Raw genomic sequence first — 25,707 nt, 5'->3', positions numbered from 1 at the left:
CGGATGGTGGTGTGAAGATCGCATGCGCCTCACGCTTGGAGATCTGGCACCCACCCGCTACTACCAGCAGCGGCTCGAAATTGAGGTGCCGGTAGCGCACGAGATTCTCCTGCAGACTCGACGCTCAGGAGAGGTTGAGTTCGTCGTGGTGCTCACCTGCCATCCCGGTGACGAACACCTTCTCGCGGAGGTGATGGAGACGGGACAAGAAATGAACCCGCTTTCGGTCGGCCCGTCAGGTGATGCCCTTGAACGGATCTCGAAAGGGTGGTCAGCGTGGCCGGGCGACATGCGCGCGCCTGTGCCCACCAGAATGGTCATCTTTTACGCGACCATTCCGGCAGGGGTCCGGGACGTCAAGCTACAGCTCCCGACAATGCGTCGTTCTCACACTGTTGATGTAGAGAACGTTGCTCGACTCTCGGTAGAAGATGTGCGTGATGATCTCGGCATGAGCTACGCCGTAATCAATGACGCAATCTTCTGCCGCGTCGCGCTCTATGTTGATGGCGCGCCGTGGCCACCTCCTCTGAGCATCGACACGCTGGGAGAAATCGGTGGGGCTCAAATCGAGGGCTTAGACGACCTTGTGGAGGCTCGTCTTGCTTCGTGGGAGCCGATCGAAACATTGCTCTCCTATCCAGTGGAAGTCTCGCTTGCCGAGGATGATTCAGTTGGCCCCAATGCTGATGGGCGCTGGCAGACTATGTTGCCGGAAGGCAATTGAGCGGGCGTGAGTGCGTTGTGCGCTAGCCCCAGACACCTCCGGGCGTGGGCGTGGGCGTAACTGTGGGCAAAGTGATGCCCAATTGTGGTCTCGCTCTAAGCTTCGCGGGAGTACTCTGACGGCATGACGAAAAACCATGTCCCCAGCAACGGGCTTCGTGTCGAGCTGAACCAGGGCACGAACGAAGCTGTGGCCCTCGATGAGCTCATCGACGATGTGCTCCACGGCGACATGAACGGCGCCCTGCGCGCGCTGCATGAGCCGCACGTCGAGAAACTCGCGGCGCCTGACGCACCAGCCGCGAGCTGAGCCGCGCTACCCGCCGGACTCCTCCAGGCGCAGCGCGATCCACAACTCAGCGCGATCGTCAGGGTCCGCGAGCGATCTGCCGGTGAGCCGCTCAATCCGCGTCACCCGATCGCGCAGTGTATTGCGATGAATGCCGAGCTCAGTCGCGGTGGGCCCGCGCTGCCCGTCGGCCGCGAACAGCGTGCGCAGTGTTTCACGAAGCATCGCACGGTCGTCGGCGCTAACTGTGGCCGGGTTGCCATCGGCTCCGGCGTACGAACTCGAGTACGATTCCGCGAGTGGTCCGAGCACGCGGCGGGATAAGAGCCCGGGGTTCCAGCCAGTTGTGCCGAGCACATCAGATTCCGCCTCGAGTAGTGCCTCGAGCACCGGCGTATCGCGGTCGGCCCATACGACTGCGGGGACCCGCGGAGCGGCATAGAGAGGCGCCGTCGGCGACAGGGACCTGAGGCGTGCGGCGGCGGAGCGGCGGCTGAGTTCCACCTCATCGCGCGCGGCCGGGCGCCCGACGACGACGTCGAGATTGTGTGCAGACGCGGCAGCGAGCGCCGCGTCGATGCAGGCCGCCGCATCGTCAACGATCTGCCACGCGCGCTCGACGCCGGGCACCGGGCCGGGGTCTGTGCTCGGCGCGACGAGCCGGTCGAGACCTGAACGCGGTTCGCGCCGCCACGCCGCCAGGTTTTCGGCCGCGCCCTGCAGCGCGAGCACGCGCATCCGCTCGGAGATGATCACACCGGGGGCGAGGATCCCGATGCCGTGTGCGGCCGGCGCGCCCGCCAGCAGCGCCGCGGTGAGACGTTCCCAGCGTTCCCGCTCGCGGCCGTCAGCTGCGCGGTTGCCGCCGAGGGCGAGGCCGAGGACCATCGCGCCCGCGGCGACGATGGAGCGACCCTCGGGCGTGAGCGGCGGCCCGCCCGCTACGGCCAGCCGGTAGCGTCCGCCGGAATCGAGATCGATGAGTTCAGTCGCCGCCGCCGCATCGGCAGCGGCGAAGCCAGCGGTTGCCGCGAGCGACGTGCCATCGGATCCGAGCAGCGCGAGATGCTTGCCCGTCATCTGGGCGAGACTCGAGAGCACCTCCGCCGGTTGCTGTTCGCCGCGGGCTCCCTCGAGCAGGCGCTGCTGCGCCTGCAGTGCGCCGCGTGCCGCGCCGAGCTCGTCGGCCCGCAGCAACTCAGCTACGGCCTTGCTCACGGCGATAAACGGCACGGGCAGCGGCACCTCAAACAGAGCGACCCGGTACGTGCTGGCCGCCTGCACCAGCAGGGGCGGGATGCGCTCGTGCACGACGCCGACCCCGAAGCCGATTGCGGCGACCCGTGCGCGATTCAGGCCGGCGACGAAGTCGCGCCAGCGGTGATCGTCCGGTGCGAGCGCGAGGCCCGTGGTCAGAATGATCTCGCCGCCCTCCAAGTAGGCACCTAGGTCGAGCAGCTCGGTGTTCGACACCCACGTGATATCAGGATCGCCCGCACCGGATTGCACGAGACGTAGCTGCAAATGCTGAATTGCAAGGAGCTGGGAGAAGGCGACCATGCAGTGATTCTTGCACAGGTGAGCCGGTCGCAGATATGCAAGCCGTGCAGCAGGCGGCTCCACGAATCCGCCTACACTGGCGGTACTGGCAATGCGGTCGCGGAGCAGATGTGACGCTCCCAGGCCACACACGATCAATGACGAGGAGCGCGCCAATGACGGGCACCGGGCAGCCGCAGCACACGCAGCCGCAGCACACAGGCGAGACTAGAAGCGCCCCGTTCGGGGCGCTGCACGGGATCCGGGTCGCCGATTTTTCCCGCGTGCTCGCGGGGCCGCACGCCACGATGATCTTGGCGGACCTCGGCGCCGACGTCATCAAGATCGAGAGCCCAGAGGGCGACGGCACGCGGCAGTGGAGCCCGCCGGTGAATGCAGCCGGACAGAGCACGTATTTCGCGGGAGTGAACCGCGGTAAGCGCTCGGTCGTTTGCGACCTGCGCGACCCCGCAGGCGTCGCCCGCGCACGCGAGCTGGCGCTGAGTGCCGACGTCGTGATCGAGAACTTCAAGCCCGGCACCATGGAGAAGTTTGGGCTCGGCTACGACGCCGTCGCCGCTGAGAACCCGGGCGTCGTCTTCTGTTCGATTTCAGGGTTCGGCGACACCGAGGGCCGCGACCTCCCCGGCTACGACCTGCTGGTGCAGGCCGTCGGCGGGCTGATGAGTATCACAGGCCAGGCGGATGAGGCCGGGGGAGAACCCACCAAGGTGGGCGTCGCACTCGTTGACATTCTCACGGGGCTCAACTCCGTCATCGGCATTCAGGCGGCTCTGCGGGCGCGCGATACCGCAGGATCACCCGTCGCCGGGCGGGGTCAGCACGTCAAGGTGACTTTGCTCGGTTCGCTGCTGTCGGCGCTCGCCAACCAGGCGTCGTCCACCCTCGAAACCGGAGTGTCTCCCGGTCGCATGGGCAACGCCCACCCGTCGATCGCGCCCTACGAGACGTTTGCCGCCGCCGACCAGGCCATCGCGCTCGCGGTCGGCACCGACGGCCAGTTCTCGCGCCTGTGCGACGTGCTCGAAATCTCCGAGCTCGTCACCGACGAACGCTTCGCCACGAACCCGCAGCGAGTGGCGCATCGCGTCGAGCTGCGGGCGGCGCTTGAGCGGGTGTTGCGCACGCGATCCGCCGCTGAATGGATCGACGCCTTCACCGCGGCGAATATTCCCGCCGGCCGCGTGAACTCGATCGCGCAGGCGCTCGAACTCGCGGACTCACTCGGGCTCGCACCGGTCGCGGCCACGACCGCTACGGCCCCCGACGGCAGCGCGCAGGTCGTGCGCTCCGTGGCGACACCGATCTCGTTCTCGGCGACGCCCGCATACTACGAGGTTCCGCCGCCCGGTATCGGCGAGCACCAGGAGGCCGATTGGCTGCCCCGGTAGGGCTTCACGCTTTTCCTACTTCTTCATCCCGCAACTTCACCCTGCTACTTCACCCTGCTACTTCACCCGGTTACTTCACCCGGTTACTTCACCCCCTACGACCCCCGTCTCACTCGAGGAGCCTCATGACCACCACCATCGACCAGCTGTTTGACGTCGCCGACTTTGTGACCGAGGAGGAGCGCGAGTGGCAGCTCAAGGCGCGCGAATTCGCGCAGACGCGCATTCGGCCGATCATCGACCAGGCATTTGAAGATCGCCGCCTGCCCGTCGAGCTGCTGCCCGAGGTGGGCGAGTTCGGCGCCTTCGGCATGTACCTGAACGGCTACGGCCTGCGCGGCGCATCGTCGGTCGCCTATGGTCTTGTCGCGATGGAGTTTGAGGCTGTCGATTCCGGCTTCCGCACCGCGCTTTCGGTGCAGGGTTCGCTCGCGATGGGCGCGATCTACAAGTTCGGCTCGGAAGAGCAGAAGCAGCGCTGGCTGCCGCCGATGGGCCGCGGTGAGGCAATCGGGTTCTTCGGTCTGACCGAACCGCAGGGCGGATCCGACCCCAACACGATGCTCACCCACGCGCGCCGCGAGGGTGACGAGTGGGTGCTGAACGGTAAGAAGCGCTGGATCGGCCTCGCCACCGTCGCCCAGCTCGGCGTCATCTGGGCGAAGGATGAAGAGGGCATCGTGCGCGGCTTCATCGTGCCGACCGACACCCCCGGATTCCAGGCCACCGCAATCGAGAACAAGCTCTCGATGCGCGCGTCGCTGCAGACGGAGATCGTGCTTGAAGACGTGCGCCTTCCCGCCGACGCGATCCTGCCCGGATCGAAGGGCCTGTCGTCGCCGTTCAAGTGCCTCAATGAGGCCCGGTTCGGTATCGCGTGGGGCGTCATGGGCGCGGCGCGCTCGTGCCTCGAGGTCGCCGTCGAACGGTCGCAGACCCGCGAGGTGTTTGGCGCCCCGATCGGTGGCAAGCAGATCATCCAGGCGAAGCTCGCCGATATGTTCCTCGAGTACGAAAAGGGGCTGCTGCTCGCGCTGCACCTCGGGCGTCTCAAGGATGCGGGCAATCTCACTCACGGCCAGATTTCTGTCGGCAAGCTCAACAACGTGCGCGAAGCCATCAAGATCGCGGGCACCGCGCGCTCCATTCTCGGTGGCGACGGCATCACCTCCGACTTCCCGGTGATGCGCCACATGGCCAACCTCGAGTCCGTGCGCACTTATGAGGGCACTGACGAGGTGCACCAGCTCGTGATCGGCCGCGAACTCACGGGCATCGCGGCCTTCTAGGGGTCTGGCTCTACTTCCCTGCCCCTGCCCTCGCCCCTTCCTGCCCCTGCTCACCCGCGCCGCGCTGCCCCTCGTTCTGTCGTCGCAAATGATCCCTTCAGCTTCACGATCGGATCATTTGCGACGACAGAATGGGGAGCTCGTGGGCGGGGAGAGTGGTGAGGACGCTCACAGGTGAGGATCTTGGGTTTTTCGAACTAGTTGTGCACAACTTGGGCCGCCTCTCGGCGCGGCCGGAGTGACATCGGCAAGCTGGAGGTATGCCCACTCCCCGAAACCCCCTGCCACCGAATTGGGGCGACCGGCCCTTTCGCACGGCCGGAGCCGAACATCTTGGGATGGGCGCCAACGTCGTCAGGCACTCGCGCTTCGACCGGCCATTCCACGGGGTTCGCAGGCGGGCTGGGGCACCGCAATCTTGGGCGCTGCACGATTCACCTGACTCTCAGCCGGTGCGCGAGGCGAGGGCGTTCGCTCTGTTGTTGCGCGACGGCGAAGCCTTTAGTCATGAGACTGCGCTGGTGCTGATGGGGTGCCCCATCCGCCACGAGTCGGGGCGGTTTCCCGTGCACGTCACGACTCGATGGCCGCGACGAGCACGTCGAGCAGCCGGCGTGGTCGGGCACGCGACACGATACGCGTGGGAGCCGATCGCAGACAGCCGAGGGCTGCCAGTTGCGCCTCCCCACTTCGCGCTCATTCAAGCCGCAGAACGGTTGCCGCTGCGGGAACTCGTCGTCGCGATCGATCATCTCGTGCTCCCGCGGAGGGGTCTTGTCGGTTGCACGCCTGACTCGTTTAGCGAGGCCTGGCAGCACCTCGGAGGCCGCGGTCTCGTTGGCATTGGCACAGCGCGCAGAGCGCTCGCGCTCGCGCGCACCGGCGCTGAATCGCGCATGGAGACGCTCCTGCGGTTGATACTCGAGGCCTACGGGCTTGCGAAGTACTTTCAACTTCAGTGCGAGATCTACGACGAAGAGGGTTTCATCGGGCGGTTCGATCTCGTGTGTGAGGAGCTCAAGCTCATCGTCGAGTATGACGGTGAGCAGCACCGCACCGACCAGCGCCAATACCTGAGAGACCTGCGGCGACTCGACCGCGCTCGCGCGGAGGGGTACCTCGTGATGCGATTCCATGCGGGCGAGGTGCTGCGGGGACATCGACAGATCGCCGAGCGCGTGGCCCACGCATTAGGGGTGTGACGCGTGCAAGTGCGAGGGGGTGCCGTCCCTGGGGTCGGTTTCGGTGGCCGGTATCCGTGCGGAGAACGGGCGATATGTGTCTATAGTTCTAGTTGATGTAGGGTTAATGACCATTAGGGAGGGTGTCGAGATGCTGATCACAGTCAACGAAGCGAGTGAGCGACCGATCTATGCCCAGATTGCCGACGGCGTTCGGGCGGAGGTGATTGCGGGGCACCTACACGCAGGTGACACGCTTCCGCCAGCCCGCAGCCTTGCCATCGGGCTCGGCATCAACGTACACACCGTGCTTCGCGCCTATCAGTTGCTTCGCGACGAGGGGCTGATCGACCTGCGACGTCGGCGCGGAGCCGTCGTCACGGGCGCCGCTGCAGCGATCACTGAATTGAAGGATGACGTCGCTGCGCTCGTCGCTCGTGCCGCGCGGGCGGGTGTCTCGACAGACACGCTCGCGGCCCTTATCTCTCGCACCGAGGTTCCCTTAGTAACCGCCGAGCCTCAAGACTTTACGGTAGCGGAGGACGCCGCATGATCAGCTCCCAAGACGATCGCCACCTGCGAGCCGTGGGCTCCGACACTGGCAGCAGCTCCGCAGGCGCAGGCGCAGGCGCCTACGCTGACGCAGCCGCAGCCGCAGCCGCAGCGGCCGCGTCAGCGGACCAGGCCAAATTGCGCGAAGCGCGACGAGCGGCGCTCTGGGTTGGGCTGGTCGTACCGTTGATCGTTACGAGCGCGACAGTGGTGAGCATGGTCTTGCTGCTTCCGCGTATGCCTGACCCCGCGGCGACGCACTGGTCGGGCGGTGACGGCCCAGACGGATTCGGTGCTGCCTGGACGTTCCCGGTGATCGCTGCAAGTCTCGGCATCGGAATTCCCCTCGTGATGTGGGCGTTTGCTCGCTTCGGCGGTGCGGGCGGCGCCATGCCCGTCTGGTCAGGGTCGCAGCGCTTCATGGCGGCGTTCAGCCTGGGTACGACGATATTTCTGCAGGGCCTGCTTCTCGTGTCAATGGCGGTGCAGCTCGACGTTTCAGACGCGCGCGACGTGCCAGGGATCGACGTGTTCGTCGCCATCGGATTTGCCACGTGGGCCATCGTCACGGTCGCGGCGTGGTTCGCGCAGCCTCGGGTGCGCATCGCTCGAGGCGAGATCGATAGTGCGGCGCCGCTCGAACTTGCACACTCCGAACGCGCCGTGTGGGTGCACACCGTACGGGCGTCTGGTGTGTTCATCGGCGTGGTGAGCGCCGCCGCACTGCTCACAGCCGGAGGCGGAATCTGGATGTTGGTGCTCAACGTTCCGCTGTGGTGGCTCAACGTGGGCATTGGTCTGCTGCTCAGCGCAGCGATGCTGATGCTCGGCATCTTCCGGGTGCGCGCAGACGCGACCGGCATTGAGGTGCGGTCGAAACTCGGGTGGCCAGTGTTTGCGGTGCCAGCAAGTGACATCAAATCCGTTACGGCCGCGCAAATTTCACCACTCGGGGAGTTCGGCGGTTGGGGGTTGAGATGGATGCCCGACCGTTTCGGTGTCGTATTGCGCTCGGGTGACGGCATTGTGATTCAGCGGCGCGACGGCCGCGTCTTCGCCGTGACAGTGGACGACGCGGAGACCGGCGCGGCAGTGCTCGCCGCGGCATCCCATCAGTCGCCCACTGAAGTCCCGGCAGATCAATCCACAGGCGAGACGAACCACGCTCGCACCGACCAGAGTGCTTCGGAGACGCCATGACCATCGAACAGCGACCCCAGTCGCAGACGGGCATCGGCGACCGAGAAACCGCCGTGCCTGGGCTGCCTCCGACCGAGGACACCCCTCTCGCCCCGGTGCTCCCGCAAACTCTCTCCCGCGTGCCGTGGGGCGCCGTCGCGATCTTCGTCGTGATTGCGTTCGGGCTCGCGTGGGTCGCGGTGTTGCCACTGTGGCGCATGGATACGAACGCGCCCGAATTCCCAGGCATGATCGGTCTGTTCGCCGCAATCATGATGTTTACGCCCGCCGTGGCGACGCTGGCCGCGCTGTTCCTCGCGAAGACACCGAAGACCGCACGCCTGCAGTTCCTTGGCATGTGGCCGTTGCGCCCCGCAAAGCGGGTGGTCTGGTCGATCATCGCGGCGATCTTTGCGCCCCTGGTCATCGTGATCGTGTCGATCGGCGTTGCGGTGCTCTTCGGATGGGCGCGGCTCGATCTCGTCACATTCTCGGGGTTCCAAGAGATGCTTGACGCACAGCTCGCTGCGCTCGGCGGAGAGACGGCAGACATTGCCCGCGCCAGCATGCCGCCGATCGGCGTGCTTGTCGCGCTGCAATTTGCGATGGTGCCCATTGGTGCCGTGGTAAACAGCGTGCTCGCGTTCGGTGAGGAAATCGGCTGGCGGGGTTGGCTGCTGCCGGCGCTGCGGCCGCTCGGCACGTGGCCAGCGCTCCTCATTACGGGCGCGATCTGGGGGCTCTGGCATTCGCCCATCATCTTGCTCGGCTATAACTTCGGCCTCACCGATTGGCGCGGCGTCGCCCTGATGACTATTGGGTGTATCGCGTGGGGCACACTACTCGGCTGGGCGAGACTCCGCACCGGGTCAGTGTGGCCAGCCGTCTTCGGGCATGGTGCCTTGAATGCTTCGGCGGCGATGATCGCGGTGCTCGCCGCCGCGGGGGCACCGCTCGATCCCGCGCTCGCGATGCCGCTCGGCGCGTGCGGTTGGATCGCGGTCGCCGTCGTTGTCGTGCTGCTCGTGGTGACGGGGCATTTCGCTCCGGCACGCCAACTGCCGCTCGCAGCAACAGTCAGGCGACGGGGCGCGTGAGTTCCGCTATGCGGTCGGCGACCTCGGGGTAGCGGGCCTGCAGGTCTCCGCGCTCGCCGAGTTCGAATCCGTTCCACTCAAACGGTGGTGACATTGTCGTGCCGACGAGACTCCAGCTGCCGAGCGGCGACGACCCCTGCATTACGCCCCCGGGCACGACCGCCTGCGGCAGCTGACCGGCGTCCGCGTTGGGGCCGACGATGAGCTCCTCGGAGCGGCCATCGGGGTGCAACAGCAGCAGCCGAAGCGGGTCACCCGCGTACCAGTGATACACCTCGACCGAGGCGAGCGCGTGCAACGCTGAGAAATCAGGGCTGGCAAGCAGGTAGTAAATGGCACTCGAGTGTTCGTCGAGGTGCATCCGGCGGAACATTCCGCCCTCGTGCTCGAGCGGTTCGAGGCTGAGGCGCTCGATCCAGCGCGCGGCTTCAGCAGGAAACGGCGTCGTAAGTTCGCTCACGCGAGTGCGGCTTCACGAGTCTTGCGGAACCGCTTGCTGAGCAGCACGAGCACGATCAGCGTCACGACGTACGGACCGGCGTCGGTCAGCTGCTGAGGCAGACCGAACGACTGCAGCCGGAAACCGATGGCGTCAGCGAAGCCGAACAGCAGCGCCGCCCCGAGCACTCCGACAGGGTGGGCGCGGGCCAGCATGACGGCGACCACCGCGATCCAGCCGCGTCCCGCCGACATATTCTCGGTGAACTGTACGACGTTGCCGAGTGCCAGTTGGGCGCCGCCGAGACCGGCGAGCGCGCCCGACACGATGACCGCGCCGAGCTGGTAGCGCTGCGGGTCGACGCCCATTGTCGCGGCAGCGAGCGGCCGTTCGCCGACACCGCGCAGGCGCAAGCCCAGCGGGGTGCGGAACAGCACGATCCACGTCGCGGGCACGAGCAGCAGCGCGAGGTAGCCGAGCGGTGTGAGCGAGAACAGCTCACCGATCCACGGAATATCCGCGAGCACCGGGATGCGCCACACGGGAATGCCGACGATGCCCGGGTCTTGGAACACGCCCTGCACATTGAAGATTGCGACGAGCAGGAAGCTCGTCATACCGACCGCCAGGATGTTCATCGCGACCGCGAGCACGATCGGGTCGCCCTTGCGATACACCGCCCCGTAGCCCAAAATCAGCGAGAACAGCGCGCCCGCGACCATCGCGACGATGACGCCGAGCAACCAGCTGTGGGTGAAAAACGATGCGGTAACTCCGGCAAAGGCGCCCACGAGGATCATGCCCTCAAGGCCGATATTGAAAATGCCGGCGCGCTCGGCGAGCATGCCACCCAGAGCGGCGAGCAGGATCGGGATCAGCGACCGCAGCACGGAGCCGATGAGGTCCTGGTCGAAGAGATCGAGCATATTCATCGATCCGACTCCTTCGTCTCGGTGTCGGGCGCGGATGAGCGAGGGTCAGTAGATGCTGCCGGGGCAGCAGACGCTGACGGCTCGGCCGCCGCTGTCGCCCCAACGGGAACCGGCGCGTGCGGCGCCACGAGCGCTGCCTCAGCGAGCGGCGGGCCGTCTAGCGGCGGTCCATCACCCAGCGCCCCGCCCCGCCCGCTGCCGCGCTTGCGGAACCGCGGCAGCGCGACGCGGAACGCGAGCAGCACAATCACGAGCGCCTGAATCACGGCGGCAATCTGCGGCGAGAGCCCCAGCTCGCGGCCCATCGCATCGCTGCCGACCATGATCGCGGCGAAGAACAGGCCCGCGATTGCGGTGCCAATCGGGCGATAGAGCGCGAGCAGCGTCACGAGCAGCGCGGTGAACGCGTAGTTCGTCTGCACGAAGTAGCCCTCGATGAGCCGGGTGCTCGGAGCGCCGATGATGAGCATGACGCCGAACAATCCGGCGAGGCCGCCCGAGAGAGCCATCGTTCGTGTGACCAGCGGGCCGGGCTTGACGCCGCCGTAGCGCACGAATTCCGCGTTCTGCCCACTCAGCCCGGACTCGAAGCCGTAGCGGGTACGGCGATTCACGAAGATCGCTCCAGCGACAACGATGATGAGCACGACGAGCGACCAGTTGACCCCGGTGAGCACCGCAGTAATGGGACTCGTCGGGCCGAACGTCGACCGCAGGGTATCGGCGAAGGCAGAGTCTTTCGGCACGAGCATGCCGAGCTGCACATCGGGGCGCAGCTGCTTCGTGGCCACGAGATCGGTACTCGGATCCTTCAGCTGGAAACGAATCAGCCACGACGAAAAGTAGCGCGCTGGGTAGTTGAGCAGCAGCGTCGAGAGGAGGATCGGCACCCCGAGAAGATTCTGCAGCAGCGCCGAGATCAGGCCCCAGGCAGCTCCGGTGGCAACGGCGACAATGAGCGCGAGCGGCACGACGAGGATCGCGGGGCCGGGAACGTACACAGCGACGATGCCGCCCGTCAGCGCACCGAGGCCCGCCTGCCCCTCAGTGCCCAGGTTCAGCACTCCGGCGCGGAAGGCGATGGCAATCGCGATGCCGATGCCGATGATCGGCACGGCGCGCTGCAGCGTGTTCGCGAGCCCCGCGCCGCTGCCAAACGAGCCGTTGAGCATCGCGACGTAGCCGCTCACGGGGTCGACGCCTGCGATGAGCATAAAGCAGGCGCCGATGAGCAGCGCGAGCACCACTGATACCGGGATAGGCCCCGCGAGCCAGCGACCGGCCTTGCGTGCGGCGTTCATCGTGCAGCCCCCATCTCGGTGTTCCCACTGGCGCCATCACGCAGCGCGTCGAAAGCGCCCGGGCGGTGCCGCGCTTCGGGCTCGTGCCCTGCCATGTACAGCCCGAGCAGCGCCTCGTTTGCCTCCGACTTCGGCACCTCGGCAACGACACGTCCCTCGAACATTACGACGATGCGAGCTGACAGTGACAGGATCTCGCTGAGTTCCGCGGAGATCAGCAGCAGCGCGCCGCCGCCATCGCGGTACTCGCACAGTTCGCGGTGAATCGCCTCGATGGCGCCGATGTCGACACCGCGCGTTGGCTGCTCAGCGATGAGCAGCGGGGAGCCGTAGTCGAGCTCGCGCGCGACGACAACTTTTTGCAGGTTGCCGCCAGACAGCGTACCAACGGCCGTCGTCGGACCCGCTATCTTCACGCCGAACCGGTTGATCAGTCGCTTCGCGTGATCGAGCATTGCCGAGCGCGAGAGCAGCCCGCCGCGGAGAATCGGGGCACTGCGGTGGTGGCCGAGCGCGAGATTATCGATCGCGTCAGCACTGCCGGCGCTGCCGACCGCGTGACGATCCTCGGGGATGTACGCGATACCGCCGTCACGACGCTGAGCGATCGACGCTCCGCTGAGATCCCGACCCGCGACCGCGACCGTGCCGGCGCTGGTCTTGCGCATGCCAATGACGGCCTCGGCGAATTCGACCTGGCCGTTGCCCGCGACACCGGCGACCCCGACAATCTCACCCGCGCGCACAAAGATGCTCGCGTCGGCGACCGCGTCGCGCTCGCCAGAACCGGGCACGCTCACACCACGCACGTCGAGTACGACGTCGCCCGGATCGTTGGCGGGGGCGGGGGTCGTGAGGTCGACGTCGCGACCGGTCATGTGGCGCGTGATTTCAGCGGGAGAGCTCTGCGCGGTGACGAGCTGGGCGACGTTACGTCCATCGCGCAGCACGGTCACGCGATCCGAAATCGCCATCACCTCGCCAAGCTTGTGGGTGATGAGAATGATGGTACGGCCGTCGGCCTTGAGGGCTCGCAGCACATCGAATAGGCGCTCGGTCTCTTGCGGGGTGAGCACCGCAGTCGGCTCATCAAGAATGAGCACCCGCGCCTCGCGGTAGAGCGCTTTCACGATCTCGACGCGCTGCAGCACGCCGACGGGCACAGAATCGACTCGGGCCGTCGGATCAAGCGACAGGCCGTACTTCTCGGCGATCTCCGCGACGGTGCGGTTCGCCGCTTGGCGGTCGATGAGACCGCGCTTCGTGGGCTCACTGCGGAACACGACGTTTTCGGCGATCGTGAGCGAGGGGAAAAGTTTGAACGACTGGAACACCATGCCGATGCCGGCATCGATGGCGTCGAGCGGGGAGGCGAACGTGCGTCGTTCGCCGCGGATGAAGATCTCGCCCTCGTCGGGTTGGTACACGCCTGCGAGCTGCGACATCAGAATCGACTTGCCCGCGCCGTTTTCGCCCATGAGTGCGTGGATCTCGCCGGCTTCGACCTCGAAGTCGACGTTATCGTCGGCGAGTACGCCGGGGAAGCGCTTGGTGATCCCGCGCATCGAGACTTCGGCGACCATCCGCATTCCTTCTGTTTGTGGTGAATGACACTCGCCGGCCCGGCGAACGCAGGGAGCCGAGACCCAGAGTACTGCGTGGGAATCGACTCCGCTGCGTTCGCCGCAACCGGCGTTGAGGTGGTTACGCGAGCGGGTCGGTGACCTTGATCTTGCCGGAGACGATGTCGTCGCGGGCCTGGGTCACCTTGTCGAGCACGTCCTTGTTGTCCATGACAGTGCACTGCGAATCGGCGGCATCATCGGTGAGGCTGACGATCGTCATGCCCTCTTCCTTGAGACCGAAGGAGCTCGTCGCGTCCTTCGAGGTCTTGCCGTCCATGATCTCGCCGACAACGGTCTCGACCACGCGATTGACCGACTTCACGGTGCCGTCGACGACGGATCCGGGGGCCAGCGGGCACTGGTTCGCATCCACGCCGTAGGCCGAGAAGCCCTTTTCAGCCGCGGCCTCCATGATGCCGCCGTTCGAGGCTGCGCCCACGGCGAAGACCTCGTCGACGCCGCTCGCAGCGAAGGCGAGTGCCTGCTCCTTGCCGCGCGCCGGGTCGGCGAACGGGTTGTCGCCGCCGATGACCTGCGGGTCAACGGTGTCGACGTCCTTGTTCACGCTCTTGGCACCCTCGGCGAAGCCGTCCGAGTACTTCTTGAGCAGATCGTTGTCGACCGAGATAACCGATCCGACCTTGTTTGCCTCGGTCAGCAGGCCGGCCTCGATGCCGAGCAAGTACGAGGGCTCCTGCTCGCGGAAGGTGGCCTGGTACAGGTTGTCTGGTGCGCCATCGACGAAGGTGTCGATGAGCACGAACTTCTGCTGCGGGTTCTGCTCGGCGAGCTCCTTGGCGACGTCGCCAAACTGGAAGCCGAGCATCACGACGACCTCGGGGGCCTCGGCGATAGCTGCCTCAAGGTTGGAGCGGCGGGTCGCGTCATCCTTCGACTCGAACGTCTTCGAGGTGCCGTCGAAGCTCTCGGCGACCGACTCGATGCCGACCTTGCCTGACTTCAGAAACTCGTTCTGGCCGATCGGGTCGCTGGTGATGTAGATGAACTGGGGGCCGTCGCTGGCCGCCTTGTCTGCAGTGTCGCCGCCGCCTGAACAGGAGGTCAGCAGCAGGGCGGCGGTGGCCGCACCCGCAATGAGAGCCGCGCGAACGCGACGCTTGGTGAAGAACATGGGTGTTCCTTTCGAACGGGAGGGGATGGGTAGAGCTTACGAGCGCAGCGGCTGCAGCGACACGCTCGCGAGCGTTTCGCCGCGGCTGGGCAGGATCACCCGGCGCTCGGTGACGATGGCCGTGATGAGTTCGTGGGGCGTGACATCGAAGGCCGGGTTGACCGCGTCAATGCCCTCGGGTGCCGTGCGCATCCCGCCGAAACCGACCACTTCGCCCGCACCGCGATCCTCGATTTCAATGTCGGCACCACTCAGCGTGCGCATATCGATAGTGGATTCGGGGGCGACGACGACAAACGGAACACCGGCGTGCTGCGCGGCAAGCGCGAGCGAGAACGAGCCGACCTTATTGGCCGTGTCGCCGTTCGCCGCGATTCGGTCCGCGCCAATAAACACCGCGTCGGCGATGCCGCGCGAGAGCAGGAAGGGGCCGGCGGAGTCGATGAGCAGCCGGAACGGCGCTTGCATACGTTGGAGTTCCCACGCGGTGAGGCGTGCGCCCTGCAGCAGCGGCCGCGTCTCGAGCGGCAGCGCCTCGACAAGCGATCCCTGCTCGAGGAGGGTCTGGATCACGCCGAGCGCCGTGCCGCGTTCGACCGTGGCGAGGCTGCCGGTGTTACAGATCGTCATGACGCTCACGCGATCTTTTGCCGCGAGCTCGCGGGTGAGATCGGCGCCGCGCAAGCCCATCGAGATGCAGGCCGCGATGTCTTCATCGCGGATCAGCAGCGCTTCGGCGAGCACAGCATCGGCGCCCTGGTTGAGCTTCGTCAGCGCACGGTCGACACCCCACGACAGGTTGACGGCGGTCGGCCGGGCCTCACGCAAGATCGCCGCCTGACGGCGGACTTCGTCGCGGTCGAGCTCGTCATCGCCGTGTTCCGTCTGCACGCTTGCCGCGATGAGAGCAACGCCAAACGCGCCAGCAACACCGAGCGCGGGAGCGCCGCGCACCGCGAGACGCTGAATGTCGTCAATCAGCTCGGGAAGCTCGGTAGTTCGGCGAACTTCAACACGCTGGGGGAGGAGCGTCTGATCAATGAGTTCGATGGCTCCGTCGACCCAATCGATCGTGCGCAAGCGGTGCTCCTTTTGTGTTGCGGGCGGCAGTATCGCAGCCATCAGAATACCTGACGATCGCGCGACATTTCGCCCCCTGGTGAAGTTCCACAAACGGGCGTGATTCAGGGTCGCGATGCGGCCCGTTCTCGAACATGTAACGAGTCGTTCACGCCCGGGGCGCGTGTCTTGGAGCGGGCCCCGGCATTGGCGGCGTAGCGTGTGACGCATCGGGCAGGGTGCCCGATCGAGGAGGCCGGTTGGTCACCACCTCGAAGCCACTGGCCATCTCGCTGAGTCGGGGCCCTGCCCCGGTGCAGAGGAGCCATCGTGGCTGAGATCTACCACTCCGCAACACCCTCTCCGGTCGCACCCGAACCGGTTGCTTCCTCGTCGGCGAGCGATCCTTCGCCCGTCGCTCAGACCGAGCGCACGTACGTGCTCGATACCTCTGTTTTGCTGAGCGATCCGGCGGCGCTGTTCAGATTTGCCGAGCACTCGGTCGTGCTGCCCATCGTCGTGGTGATGGAGCTCGAGAAGAAGCGACACGATCCCGAACTCGGCTACTTCGCCCGTCGGGCGCTCCGCATTCTCGACGAGTTGCGCGACAAGCATCTGCGACTCGACTTCCCCGTGCCGGTAGGCGACTCAGGCGGAACCGTGCGCGTCGAGCTCAACCACAGCAGCGTGGATGCGCTGCCGAGCGGTATGCGGCTCGGTGACAACGACACCCGCATTCTTGCGGTGGCGCAGAATCTCGCCTCGGACGGGCTCGACGTCACCGTGATCTCGAAAGATCTGCCGATGCGGCTGAAGGCGGCCTCGCTCGGGCTCGGCTCCGAGGAGTATCGTGCCGAGCTCGCTCGCGACGACACCTACTCGGGAGTCGCGACCGTTGACCTCGACGAAGAACAGATGCGCGCGCTGTGGGAGGACGAGCGACTCGACGACGTCGAGGGCGCTGAGGGCCTCCCCTTCGGCACCGGCCTCGTGCTGACCTCGCCGCGCGGATCTGCCCTCGGCCGCGTCGACGGGGATCGATCGCTGCACGTCGTGCGCGGTGACCGCGAAGTATTCGGCGTGACGGGGCGCAGCGCGGAGCAGCGGCTCGCGATCGATTTGTTGCTCGACCCGAAGATCGGGATCGTTTCCCTCGGCGGGAGCGCCGGCACCGGTAAGTCGGCGCTCGCGCTCGCTGCGGGGCTCGAAGCGGTGCTTGAACGGCGGCAGCATCGCAAGGTGATGGTGTTCCGGCCGCTGTACGCGGTCGGCGGCCAAGACCTCGGCTACCTGCCCGGCGACCACCAAGAAAAGATGAACCCCTGGGCACAAGCGGTGTTCGACACACTTGGTTCGGTCGTGTCGCAGAACGTGCTCGACGAGGTGGTTGCACGCGACCTCGTCGAGGTGCTGCCGCTGACCCACATCAGGGGTCGCTCCCTGCACGACGCCTACGTGATCGTTGACGAGGCGCAGTCGCTCGAGCGCGGGGTGCTGCTCACGATGCTCAGCCGCATCGGCCAGAACTCGCGCGTCGTGCTCACCCACGACGTTGCCCAGCGTGACAACCTGCGGGTGGGTCGCTACGACGGCATTGCGGCGGTCATCGAAAAGCTGAAGGGGCACCGCCTGTTTGGTCACGTCACGCTGACCCGCTCCGAGCGCAGCGAGATCGCCGCGCTCGTCACGGACCTGCTCGACACCCCGTAACGCGCCGGCTGGCGCTGCACGCTGGTTGGCGCTGCATGCGCGCTGGCGCTGCACGCCGAGCCCCTCTGTAAACGCCGAGTCCCTCTATAAGCGCCGAGCCCCTCCCGCGAAACGCGCTTTCCAGGAGGGACTCGGCAACGAAAGAGGGGCTCGACGTTTGCGCTCCTGGGCGCGACCGCGGGCGGGCCCTAGCGGCCCAGGGCCGTGATGCGTGCCTCCACGTAGGGCCAGAACGTGTCAGCCCAGATTTCGTAGCCGCGGTCGTTCGGGTGGAACGCGTCGGCGGCGAACTCCGTCAGCACGCCCCGTACACCGCGGGCGTGCGTCGCCTCGTGCAGCGGCACGAGTTGCAGGCCCCGGTCGACGGCGATCAGCCTCAGCATACGATTGGCCTCCTGCACCTTGCGGTCGTTCCACGGCAGGTGGAAGCACGGCAGCTCCCCGACGATGGTGTGCGACGGCAGGGCCGACAGAATCTCCGTCATGTTCCAGTGAAAGCGCACGGGGTTCCACTCCGCGATGTCGTTCGCGCCGATCGCGATGGTCACCAGATCGGGGGAGTGCGTCAGCACCTTCTCCGCCTTCGGCAGCTGATCGCGCAGGCACAGCGACGTCGTCGCTCCCGATACGGCAAGATTCACGACCTTCACGGGCCCACCCGTGCGCGCCTCAATGCGTTCAACGAGCTGCCCGACATAGCTGCGACCGGGTACTGATGCACCGATGCCCTGCGCGGTCGAGTCGCCGAGCGCGAGGTACTTGAACGCGCCCTTCTGCTTGCGGCGCTCACGCCACCAGTTCGCGGTCACCGGCTGCATTTCGGCGAGCTCCATGAGGGGGCGGTTCACCCGCTCGTGCAATCGCTGCCAGCCCAGCAGCCGGCTGACTGAGGCCGCGCCGGATCGCGCGAGCGCGAGCGCACCGTCGCGTGAGTTTCCTCCGGGCATCACGGGCTCAGACCCCCGATTCGGTCGAGGCGGGGAGCGCAGGATCGCCGGACTGCTCCGTGGGCAGCGCTGCTGTGCGCAGTTCGGCCGCATACCCGCGCACCGAGCGCTGATACCGCGGCAGCGTCGGTGCGAGCGCCTCCAACGCGGTCGCGAGCGCCTCGCCGGGCCGACCCGCCGAGTGCAGCGCGAGCGCAAGAAAGACGCTGCGCGACGCGCCCAGATCGGGGTCGTCGGTGCTGTGCTGAAGCATCGCGACGGCCTCGTCGAAGCGGCCGAGATTGCGGAGCGTCGACGCGTATTGAATGTCGAGCTCGGCGCGTGCACGACCCGCGAGGCCGAGCTCGACGGCGCGCGCGTAGTGCTCGGCCGCCTCCGCCTCGTGCCCGGCCGAATCGAACGCGCCTCCCAGCTCGAACGGTCCGCGGGCATCCGTCGCAGGCAGCTCAGCCGCGAGCGCGGCGATCCGCGCGACCGTCTGCTCGGGTGAAAGTCGCTCGTCGTTCCAGACCGCGTCGATGCGTTGCTGCCAGTCGGGAGCCTCAGTGTGCATGTGTGTATTTTACGGAACGGGACCGATGACCTCGCTGTTAGCGTGGACGCGTGAGTCAATCGCCCGAGCGCAGCGCCCCTAGCGGTTCGCCCTATGCGCGTGCACTCGCGGCTCACGCCGACTCGGCAGCCGACCTCCACCCGACGCTGCAGCGCTACTTCGCGACGATCCCGTTGGGCGGCGTCGGCGCGGGCTCCGGGACCTTCGAGCGGGTCGGGACCAGCCGGCGCTGGGTACGTCGGCTACTGTTTCCCGTGCTCCGCACACTGCAGCGGGCCGGCATCGTGTGGGCGGGGTGGGCCGAAAACGTGCCGTTCACCATCGAGAATCAGACAGTCAACGGTCGCGCGGTGAGCATGCGCCGCTTCGAATTGCCAACGGGCACGTGGACGATGCGCGACTCGGTGTCGCTCAATCGAGATGGCCGACTCGTTGACGAAATTGGCGGAACTCATTCAACTGGGGTGCAGTGCAGGGTCGCGGCCGCCTTCGATCTCGATGTGCGCGACGGTGGGCTGATCCTGACGAGCCGTGCGGTCGGTGCGCGGCTCGGGCGTCTGCGAATCGGGTTGCCTCGCTGGTTGGCGCCGGTCGTGCGGCTGCGCGAACAATACGACGACGACTCCGCCACCCAGCGCGTCGATGTGACGATCGACGCGCCGCTGCTGGGCCGAATCTACGAGTACGGCGGTCACACCACATACGACGTCGTCGAGCGGAGCGACGCCTACAACGCCTCGCACCCGTCGGACACCTGACGGCTACGCCTCGGTCACGACGTCGCAAGACCATAAGCCATCATGAATAAACAGGTCGCACCCGCTGCCCGACCAAGCTGTCACCTAAACACGCATCACATCCGTGCGGACTTGAGCCTCTCTTCCGGCTGCATCAGTGGATGAACGCAACAGGGTCATCCGGAGAGAGCAGAATGCAATCCAGGCCCCCGGTGCTTAAGCTTGCGTTCCAACGACTCAGGCGTCTTCGAACGAGGAATGACACTAAGCGATTCAGTGTCAAAAATGTGTCCGTGAGCTGGCATTTCTGCCGGTGGGGCGTTATCGCTGAAGGTGTAGTTGAACTCCACCACTTTTTGCTCGCCGTTGACCATGTAGCCGTAGCTTCCCTCAGGCATGACAAGCATGCGGTCCGATTTCTCAGAGATGAGCGAGGTGGCTGGCACAATTTCACCCGATGCGCAGGCATCACGAAGTGCGGCGTCAAGTTCACCGGCCCGGCTGGATGCGGCCGAAATGTCTGCACACGCGCTCGCGGAAAGCATGACGAAAACTGCTGCCACACCCGACACGCTCCGTCGGCAGGCGTTACACCCCCGATATCCGAACAACATCCTGATCGGTCTACTGGTCGCCCATCAGTAGTTGAAGGCCTCTGCATCGTCCGGGGAAAGCAGTATGCAGTCCTGATGACGTCGCTCGAGCCACTTCTGCATCGACTCGGGGGTCTCAGAACGAGGGGTCACCCTCAAGGTGTCCGCGTCGAAAATTTGTCCAGGTGCTGGCATCTCCACCGGCGGATTGTTGGTGCCGAATGAGTAGTCGATCTCCACCACTTTCTTCTCGCCGTCGAGCAGGATTCCCGTGTAGCTTGCTCCAAAGTAGCTGTCATCGTGCGTGTAGTGAAAGCCAAGAGTGTCGTTGACCATGTACCCGTAAGTTCCCTCCATAACGACGAGCATGCGGTCCCACTTTTCTGGGATCAGTGAGGTGGCTGGCACGATTTCGCCGGACGCGCACGCGTCTCGGAGTGCAGCGTCAAACTTTCCGGCGCGGCCGTTGGCAACGTCGTGTTCGATAACATCCGCGCAGCCGGCCGCAGTAAGCGTAACGAGAAGGGCGGCGATTGTCGCCACTACTCGGTTATTGTGCCCTCGGGTTTTAGGTTTCATCATCGCCAGTAGTAGTAGTATCCCGTGCCCGTGCCTGATTTTGGAATGGGGTGGTGTGCCCGGTCGTCGACGCCGAAGTCCGAGCGATCACGTCCGGGAAGGCTGTCGGTCCCGCCGACTTCGTCAAAATCGTCAGGTCCGGGGTGAGGCCCCTCGTAGTCGCTCCATTGCAGATTCCTGTCGGCGTCGATGGTGATGACGTCCCCGTTGCGGACCGCTTCTTCGATCAGGACGGCGAGCTCCTCATCGCTCGCGAACGGATGCTCGGTTGCGATCTTGCGCCCAAACTCGTTGTTGTAGAGATCCATCGCTTCTGGAGGCCCGGGGTTGCTTCGGTACCCCTCGTGCGCGCTCGTGAATTGTTCCGCCCACTCAGCGCCAAACTTCTTCGTCATGATTGCCGACCAATAAGTGTGCCGGAATGCGTCATTTTGGTCATAGTTGCCGGGCCTGCCAGTTCCGACAGGGAAGTGTTCCTCTGCGACTCCCTGAGCCGTCTTTTGGAGGTTGTACGCATCTTTCAGCTCCCAGATCGCCATGTGCTCGAGAAGATCTTTCTCTTCGGCAGTCAGCCTTGTATTGAAGCTCAGGCCAAACCTTTCAAAGACCCATTTGGCCCAGACATGCGGCATACCGTATGGGTCCCAGAGGCGAAGTTTTCCTCCATCTCTCGGGTCATCCTTGATTTGATACTTCACCAGGATCTCGTCGAGCGAGAGCTTCTTGGTGCCGCCAGCTCCGCCACCGAAGTCAGTGCCAGAGAACCCGAGAGCCGCGAGGATTTTCTGAAGCGTGCTCTCCACGTGTCCGAGCTGGCCGATCAAGCGGGTGTATCCGGTGAGGGCTGCGGCTTCGCGTGCTGCCCGCGCGGCTTGCACCCCAGAGTACGCAGTCGCGACCTGAGCGACGGTCGTGATCGAACCCCCGTTCGCGGCATCCGAGAACGCCGTCGCTAGCGCCTTCTCGGCAGGCCCAGTGTCGGGGAGCGCGTCGAGGATATTCCACGCCTCGTCTAAGGCCGCGTTCGCATCACTGATGACCGACGGTAGGAGCGCGATCTGGTCGATGTGTTCCTTGATCGCTGACGCGCTGCGGGCGAAACTCGCAGAGGCCGCGTCACCTGTTTTGCCGGTGAATCCGGGATCTGCCGCGGCTTTAGTCCATGCGTTTGCGGCATCCTCAAACATTGCCTTCGTGGATGCGTGTGCCAGGTCGTCGCCATACCTGGGGGCGTTCGCGATCGCCTCTAGCCGAGATTCGAAGAACCCGCTCATCGCAGCGCTCCGATGATCTTCGACAGTGACGCGACAATGTCTTGCTCGACCTCGATGAGGGTCGCTAGCGACTCTGTCATTCCGCCGGCAGAAGCAGCGAGAGAGCTGCGATATCCAGCCACAAGCAGCCCGAGGCTCGAGCTCACGCTCGTGAACGCAGCATCGATGCCCGAGAGCTCCGGGAGGCCCGAGTTGGGGGAGATGCTCGACGAACTGTTGGACGAGTCGGCCGCCCCATGCAGCGTGGCGACGTGCGAGTGGACAAGGCCGAGCTGAACGAGATGGCATTACTCACGATGCCATCTCCGCCCACAATGTGCTGGATCGATCCGTGAAAACAATAGAGCAGAACCAAGTATTCACTGATTTTCCTTTCAATGTCCCCCCCATTCTCGCGATCTATTCCACAGTACCCAATGATGGAGACTGCCCCAACTTTCTTAGAAGAAACGCGAAGCCGGTGATGCTTGTCTATGCCGCCTGCCGAATTTACGGGGAGGAGCCAAAGGCTATGTTGCAGCACGCTCCACGAAGAGCCTGTCGTCGAACGGCGCAACGCCGACAACGCCTCGCACCTGTCGGACACCTGACGGCTACGCCTCGGTCACGACCTCGCTACGCGCCCGCGTTCGCGCGGCCACTCGCGCCTGTTGGGATGGGTGCGGCCCCGTCAATCGGAGGGGCGTATCGAACGATGTGAAGGACAGCCATGCCCGAGTCACACCCAGCGAGATCAGCGACGCTCGCAAGACCCACGAAGCGGGGCGCGTTTGCGCTCGCTCTCGCAGCCCTCATCGGGGGTGGGGTGGTCATTCCCACCGCCGCTTCCGCCGCCCCGGAAGCGCCCGCGGTTCCCGCGGCGCCGCTCATCAGCACCGGCACCACGTGGAAGTACCTCGACGACAACACCGATCCGGCGCGCGGTGACGCGGCGCTGCGAGTCTGGACGACACCGGAATACGACGATTCCACCTGGCAGACCGCGCCGAGCGGCTTCGGCGTGAAGAGCAACAAGCTTGCGCCCGTAGGCCCGCTGACTCCCGCGACGAAGCTCCGCCACTACATCGATGACACGGCTGCGCCGACCGTTCCGACGTACTTCTTCCGCACGACGTTCGACCTCGAAGCCGGGGTCGCCGAACAGGTGGCGTCGCTCTCAAGCACCGTCAGCTACGACGACGCCCTCGTCGTCTGGGTGAACGGCCAGAAGGTCGCGAGCTACGAAGACGCACGCATTACGGAGACCACCAATCTGGAATACGCCGGATCAAGCAACGGTGATCCGCTCACCAGCTCGTTCTCGGCGAATGGAGATCTACTGCACGACGGCACAAACACGGTCGCCGTTGCGCTGTACCAGGATCGTGACACCTCCTCAGACGCGTACTTCGACATGTCATCGCTGACGCTGAATGCCGCAGGCGAACCCGGTGAGGTGGTCGGCGCTCCGCCGAGCCGCGTGATCCTCACCCCGACCGAGACCCCGGAGACGTCGCAGTCGTTCTCGTGGCAGGCTGGCGATCCCTCGCACAGCACCGGCCAGGTTGAGATCGCGCCGGTCGCGGGCGGCGGCGCCCAGGTGGTCGATGCCTATGCAGCTGGCGTCGTCAACGGCAACCCGAAACAGCACTTTTCGGCGACCGTCGGGGGTCTCGCCCCGGCGACCGAGTACCGCTACCGCGTCGGCCTTCCCGGCAGCTGGAGTGAGTGGTTCACGTTTGAGACAGCTGACCCGCAGGAGTCCGACTTCCAGTTCATCTACTACGGCGATGCACAGATCGGCTTGGATACGACCTGGCCCGAGGTCGTGCGGCAGGCTGAAGAACGCGCGACGAACTCCATTGGTTCGGTGCACGCCGGCGACCTCATCGACTCGGCGAGCAATGAGACCCAGTGGGTCAACTGGTTTACGGGCATGGAGCGCTCCGCAGCGACGACCAATGTGATGGCGGCGCCGGGCAACCACGAGTACTCGGGCGACAAGCTGCTCAGCTCGTGGAAGGCGAATTTCGAATACCCGCTGAACAATCCGCGACGCGACTCCATCGGGGAGCTCGCCGCACTCGCCGAGGGCGATACCGAGGTGGCGCGTCAGTACGCCGCGTACTTCGACCACTGGTCAGAGTTTGCTGCCGAAACGGTCTATTACACCGACTACCAGAGCGTCCGCTTCATCACGCTCAACGCGACTCGCGACACGACATTTCTGACGCCGAACGGGCTGCCCGCCTGCACCGGCACGGAGTGCCCATCGGGCAAGGTCGCTGAGCTGTGGACGAAGTATCAGGCCGCGTGGCTCGACTTCATCCTGCAGCAGAGCCCGTCAAAGTGGAACGTCGTGACGTTCCACCAGCCGGTGTACTCGGCCTCCGCCGGGCGCGATGAACCGATTCTGCGCGATCTGTGGGTGCCGGTGTTCGAAAAGTACAACATCGACCTCGTCATGATGGGCCACGACCACACCTATGCGCGCGGGTTCAAGAACTCGGATGCGACAGAAACCACGGGGATGACCACGGGCCCCGTATACGCCGTCTCGAACTCCGGTGCAAAGCACTACGATCTTGCCGACGCGCAAGACAACGTGTGGACCCGCAACGGCGCTACCCAGGTGCTGCGCGGCGAGGGAGTCACCACCTATCAGGTCGTCGACGTGAGCAAAGATCAGCTGGTCTACCGCTCGTATCTTGCGGAGAAGACCGCGGGCGCGACGACTGACAAGGCCGTCGGTGATCTGTACGACGAGGTCACCATCACGAAGTACGCCACAGGAGAGAAGTGGGTGACCGAGCCCGGCGTCGAGATTCCCGCGGGCCCCGAGCTGCAGCTCGATGCAACGCAGGTCGAGGCGGGATCGCAGGTCGTACTCTCGGGCACCGGCTTCAGTGCGGACTCACAACTCGCGGTGGAGCTGCACTCCGATCCGGTCGCGCTCGGCGAAGCAACCGTGGGAGCAGATGGAACCTTCTCGAAGCCCCTCGAGATTCCCGCCGACACCGAGGCCGGGGAGCACAGCATCGTCGTGACCCTGGCCAATGGGCAACAGCTGTCGACGCCGCTCACGGTGACCGCAGCGGTGGATCCCGGCGCGAGCGCCGAGGGGTCAGCGGCTGCAGAGGGCACAGCTGGCAGCGAAGGCGCAGCCGGCGCCGGTGCCACCGCCGACGGTGCGACCTCGGCCGGGGCCTCGGCGAGCGCCGACGGCTCGACCGGCGCATCGGGTGCATCGGGTGCATCCGGCGGCTCTGACGCAGCTGCCAAGCCCGGAACGGCCGCGGTCGACGCCGCTCGGGGAACCGACTCCGCGGCGCTGGCCTCGACCGGTTCGGACGTCGTGCCGTTCGCAATCATGGGAGCCGGCCTGCTCGCCGCCGGTCTCGTGATCATGGTCGGGCGTCGCCGCGCGGCGGCTCGCGTGCGCTGATCCTGACCCGCGTGGTCACCGGGTGAATGAGTCGGTGACCACGCCCGTCAACGTCTGAGGGCCGTGTGTCCGTTCCCAGAGTGGGTGGGGTAGACGGCCCGACGGAGGATTGGGGGGGGACAACAGAGGCAGGCCGGG

General features: G+C 65.6%; 24 protein-coding genes. 11 read left to right on the top strand and 13 right to left on the bottom strand.

The window, feature by feature from the left end; all coding sequences use genetic code 11:
• Positions 1–22 precede the first annotated feature (22 nt).
• A complete protein-coding gene (locus ACFWHR_RS09720) occupies positions 23–727 on the top strand; it encodes a hypothetical protein (RefSeq protein WP_382448103.1) in 705 nt (234 codons plus the stop codon).
• 123 nt (positions 728–850) lie between these two features.
• On the top strand, positions 851–1,036 hold the full coding sequence (locus tag ACFWHR_RS09715) for a hypothetical protein (protein WP_382448102.1): 186 nt from the start codon (positions 851–853) through the stop codon (positions 1,034–1,036).
• A gap of 6 nt (positions 1,037–1,042) precedes the next feature.
• On the opposite strand, the gene ACFWHR_RS09710 is transcribed toward ACFWHR_RS09715, so the two are convergent.
• Positions 1,043–2,575 carry a PucR family transcriptional regulator gene (locus ACFWHR_RS09710; RefSeq protein ID WP_382448101.1) on the bottom strand — a complete coding sequence of 511 codons (1,533 nt, stop codon included), beginning with the start codon at positions 2,573–2,575 and terminating at the stop codon, positions 1,043–1,045.
• A 155-nt stretch (positions 2,576–2,730) separates the two neighbouring features.
• On the opposite strand from ACFWHR_RS09710, the gene ACFWHR_RS09705 reads away from it, so the two are divergent.
• The 6 genes from ACFWHR_RS09705 (at position 2,731) to ACFWHR_RS09680 (ending at position 9,264) form a co-directional block, all read left to right on the top strand.
• A complete protein-coding gene (locus ACFWHR_RS09705; protein WP_382448100.1) occupies positions 2,731–3,966 on the top strand; it encodes a CaiB/BaiF CoA transferase family protein in 1,236 nt (411 codons plus the stop codon).
• Positions 3,967–4,091: 125 nt separating this feature from the next.
• A complete protein-coding gene (locus ACFWHR_RS09700) occupies positions 4,092–5,255 on the top strand; it encodes an acyl-CoA dehydrogenase family protein (protein WP_382448099.1) in 1,164 nt (387 codons plus the stop codon).
• 614 nt (positions 5,256–5,869) lie between these two features.
• Positions 5,870–6,457, top strand: a complete 588-nt coding sequence (locus tag ACFWHR_RS09695; protein ID WP_382448098.1) for a DUF559 domain-containing protein — start codon at positions 5,870–5,872, stop codon at positions 6,455–6,457.
• Between the two features lie 130 nt (positions 6,458–6,587).
• On the top strand, positions 6,588–6,989 hold the full coding sequence (locus ACFWHR_RS09690; protein ID WP_382448097.1) for a GntR family transcriptional regulator: 402 nt from the start codon (positions 6,588–6,590) through the stop codon (positions 6,987–6,989).
• On the top strand, positions 6,986–8,188 hold the full coding sequence (locus ACFWHR_RS09685) for a hypothetical protein (protein WP_382448096.1): 1,203 nt from the start codon (positions 6,986–6,988) through the stop codon (positions 8,186–8,188). Before ACFWHR_RS09690 ends, ACFWHR_RS09685 begins: the two co-directional genes overlap by 4 nt.
• Positions 8,185–9,264, top strand: coding sequence for a CPBP family intramembrane glutamic endopeptidase (locus ACFWHR_RS09680; RefSeq protein WP_382448095.1), 1,080 nt, complete (start codon positions 8,185–8,187; stop codon positions 9,262–9,264). Before ACFWHR_RS09685 ends, ACFWHR_RS09680 begins: the two co-directional genes overlap by 4 nt.
• Here the strand turns inward: ACFWHR_RS09680 and ACFWHR_RS09675 are convergent.
• The 6 genes from ACFWHR_RS09675 to mtnA form a co-directional block, all read right to left on the bottom strand.
• Positions 9,245–9,724 (bottom strand): cupin domain-containing protein, encoded by a 480-nt coding sequence (locus tag ACFWHR_RS09675; RefSeq protein ID WP_382448094.1) that lies wholly within the window; start codon positions 9,722–9,724, stop codon positions 9,245–9,247. The two genes, ACFWHR_RS09680 and ACFWHR_RS09675, sit on opposite strands and share 20 nt — an antisense overlap.
• Positions 9,721–10,635: an ABC transporter permease gene (locus tag ACFWHR_RS09670; RefSeq protein WP_382448093.1), complete on the bottom strand. Its 915-nt coding sequence runs from the start codon at positions 10,633–10,635 to the stop codon at positions 9,721–9,723. The genes ACFWHR_RS09675 and ACFWHR_RS09670 overlap by 4 nt, the downstream gene beginning before the upstream one ends.
• Positions 10,632–11,936 carry an ABC transporter permease gene (locus tag ACFWHR_RS09665; protein WP_382448092.1) on the bottom strand — a complete coding sequence of 435 codons (1,305 nt, stop codon included), beginning with the start codon at positions 11,934–11,936 and terminating at the stop codon, positions 10,632–10,634. Before ACFWHR_RS09665 ends, ACFWHR_RS09670 begins: the two co-directional genes overlap by 4 nt.
• Entirely contained in the window at positions 11,933–13,519 is a 1,587-nt protein-coding gene (locus ACFWHR_RS09660; RefSeq protein ID WP_382448091.1) for an ABC transporter ATP-binding protein, read from the bottom strand. Before ACFWHR_RS09660 ends, ACFWHR_RS09665 begins: the two co-directional genes overlap by 4 nt.
• Before the next feature lie 121 nt (positions 13,520–13,640).
• Positions 13,641–14,693: a BMP family ABC transporter substrate-binding protein gene (locus ACFWHR_RS09655; protein ID WP_382448090.1), complete on the bottom strand. Its 1,053-nt coding sequence runs from the start codon at positions 14,691–14,693 to the stop codon at positions 13,641–13,643.
• Between the two features lie 36 nt (positions 14,694–14,729).
• Positions 14,730–15,773, bottom strand: coding sequence for an S-methyl-5-thioribose-1-phosphate isomerase (gene mtnA / locus ACFWHR_RS09650; protein WP_382448089.1), 1,044 nt, complete (start codon positions 15,771–15,773; stop codon positions 14,730–14,732).
• A 309-nt stretch (positions 15,774–16,082) separates the two neighbouring features.
• Between mtnA and ACFWHR_RS09645 the strand changes: the two genes are divergently transcribed.
• A complete protein-coding gene (locus ACFWHR_RS09645) occupies positions 16,083–17,462 on the top strand; it encodes a PhoH family protein (protein ID WP_382448088.1) in 1,380 nt (459 codons plus the stop codon).
• A gap of 188 nt (positions 17,463–17,650) precedes the next feature.
• Here the strand turns inward: ACFWHR_RS09645 and ACFWHR_RS09640 are convergent, their stop codons facing one another.
• Both ACFWHR_RS09640 and ACFWHR_RS09635 read right to left on the bottom strand, forming a co-directional pair.
• On the bottom strand, positions 17,651–18,409 hold the full coding sequence (locus ACFWHR_RS09640; RefSeq protein ID WP_382448087.1) for an SGNH/GDSL hydrolase family protein: 759 nt from the start codon (positions 18,407–18,409) through the stop codon (positions 17,651–17,653).
• A 7-nt stretch (positions 18,410–18,416) separates the two neighbouring features.
• Positions 18,417–18,962: a tetratricopeptide repeat protein gene (locus ACFWHR_RS09635; RefSeq protein ID WP_382448086.1), complete on the bottom strand. Its 546-nt coding sequence runs from the start codon at positions 18,960–18,962 to the stop codon at positions 18,417–18,419.
• 50 nt (positions 18,963–19,012) lie between these two features.
• Here ACFWHR_RS09635 and ACFWHR_RS09630 point away from each other — a divergent pair, with 50 nt between their 5' ends.
• Entirely contained in the window at positions 19,013–19,720 is a 708-nt protein-coding gene (locus ACFWHR_RS09630) for a DUF4166 domain-containing protein (protein WP_382448085.1), read from the top strand.
• Positions 19,721–19,875: 155 nt separating this feature from the next.
• On the opposite strand, the gene ACFWHR_RS09625 is transcribed toward ACFWHR_RS09630, so the two are convergent.
• The 4 genes from ACFWHR_RS09625 to ACFWHR_RS09610 form a co-directional block, all read right to left on the bottom strand.
• Entirely contained in the window at positions 19,876–20,262 is a 387-nt protein-coding gene (locus ACFWHR_RS09625) for a hypothetical protein (protein ID WP_382448084.1), read from the bottom strand.
• 75 nt (positions 20,263–20,337) lie between these two features.
• The gene (locus ACFWHR_RS09620) at positions 20,338–20,835 is read right to left on the bottom strand and encodes a hypothetical protein (protein ID WP_382448083.1); all 498 of its coding nucleotides are present in this window, start codon (positions 20,833–20,835) and stop codon (positions 20,338–20,340) included.
• A gap of 35 nt (positions 20,836–20,870) precedes the next feature.
• Positions 20,871–22,145 carry a DUF6973 domain-containing protein gene (locus ACFWHR_RS09615; RefSeq protein ID WP_382448082.1) on the bottom strand — a complete coding sequence of 425 codons (1,275 nt, stop codon included), beginning with the start codon at positions 22,143–22,145 and terminating at the stop codon, positions 20,871–20,873.
• Complete coding sequence (locus ACFWHR_RS09610; RefSeq protein WP_382448081.1) at positions 22,142–22,291, bottom strand: hypothetical protein; 150 nt, start codon at positions 22,289–22,291, stop codon at positions 22,142–22,144. Before ACFWHR_RS09610 ends, ACFWHR_RS09615 begins: the two co-directional genes overlap by 4 nt.
• A gap of 563 nt (positions 22,292–22,854) precedes the next feature.
• Between ACFWHR_RS09610 and ACFWHR_RS09605 the strand changes: the two genes are divergently transcribed.
• The gene (locus ACFWHR_RS09605) at positions 22,855–25,569 is read left to right on the top strand and encodes a fibronectin type III domain-containing protein (RefSeq protein WP_382448080.1); all 2,715 of its coding nucleotides are present in this window, start codon (positions 22,855–22,857) and stop codon (positions 25,567–25,569) included.
• Positions 25,570–25,707: the final 138 nt, after the last annotated feature.

It is taken from the genome of Leucobacter sp. NPDC058333 (assembly GCF_042726155.1).
In the GTDB taxonomy this organism is placed as follows: Bacteria; Actinomycetota; Actinomycetes; order Actinomycetales; family Microbacteriaceae; genus Leucobacter.
This window is presented reverse-complemented; position numbering and strand designations above follow the sequence as displayed.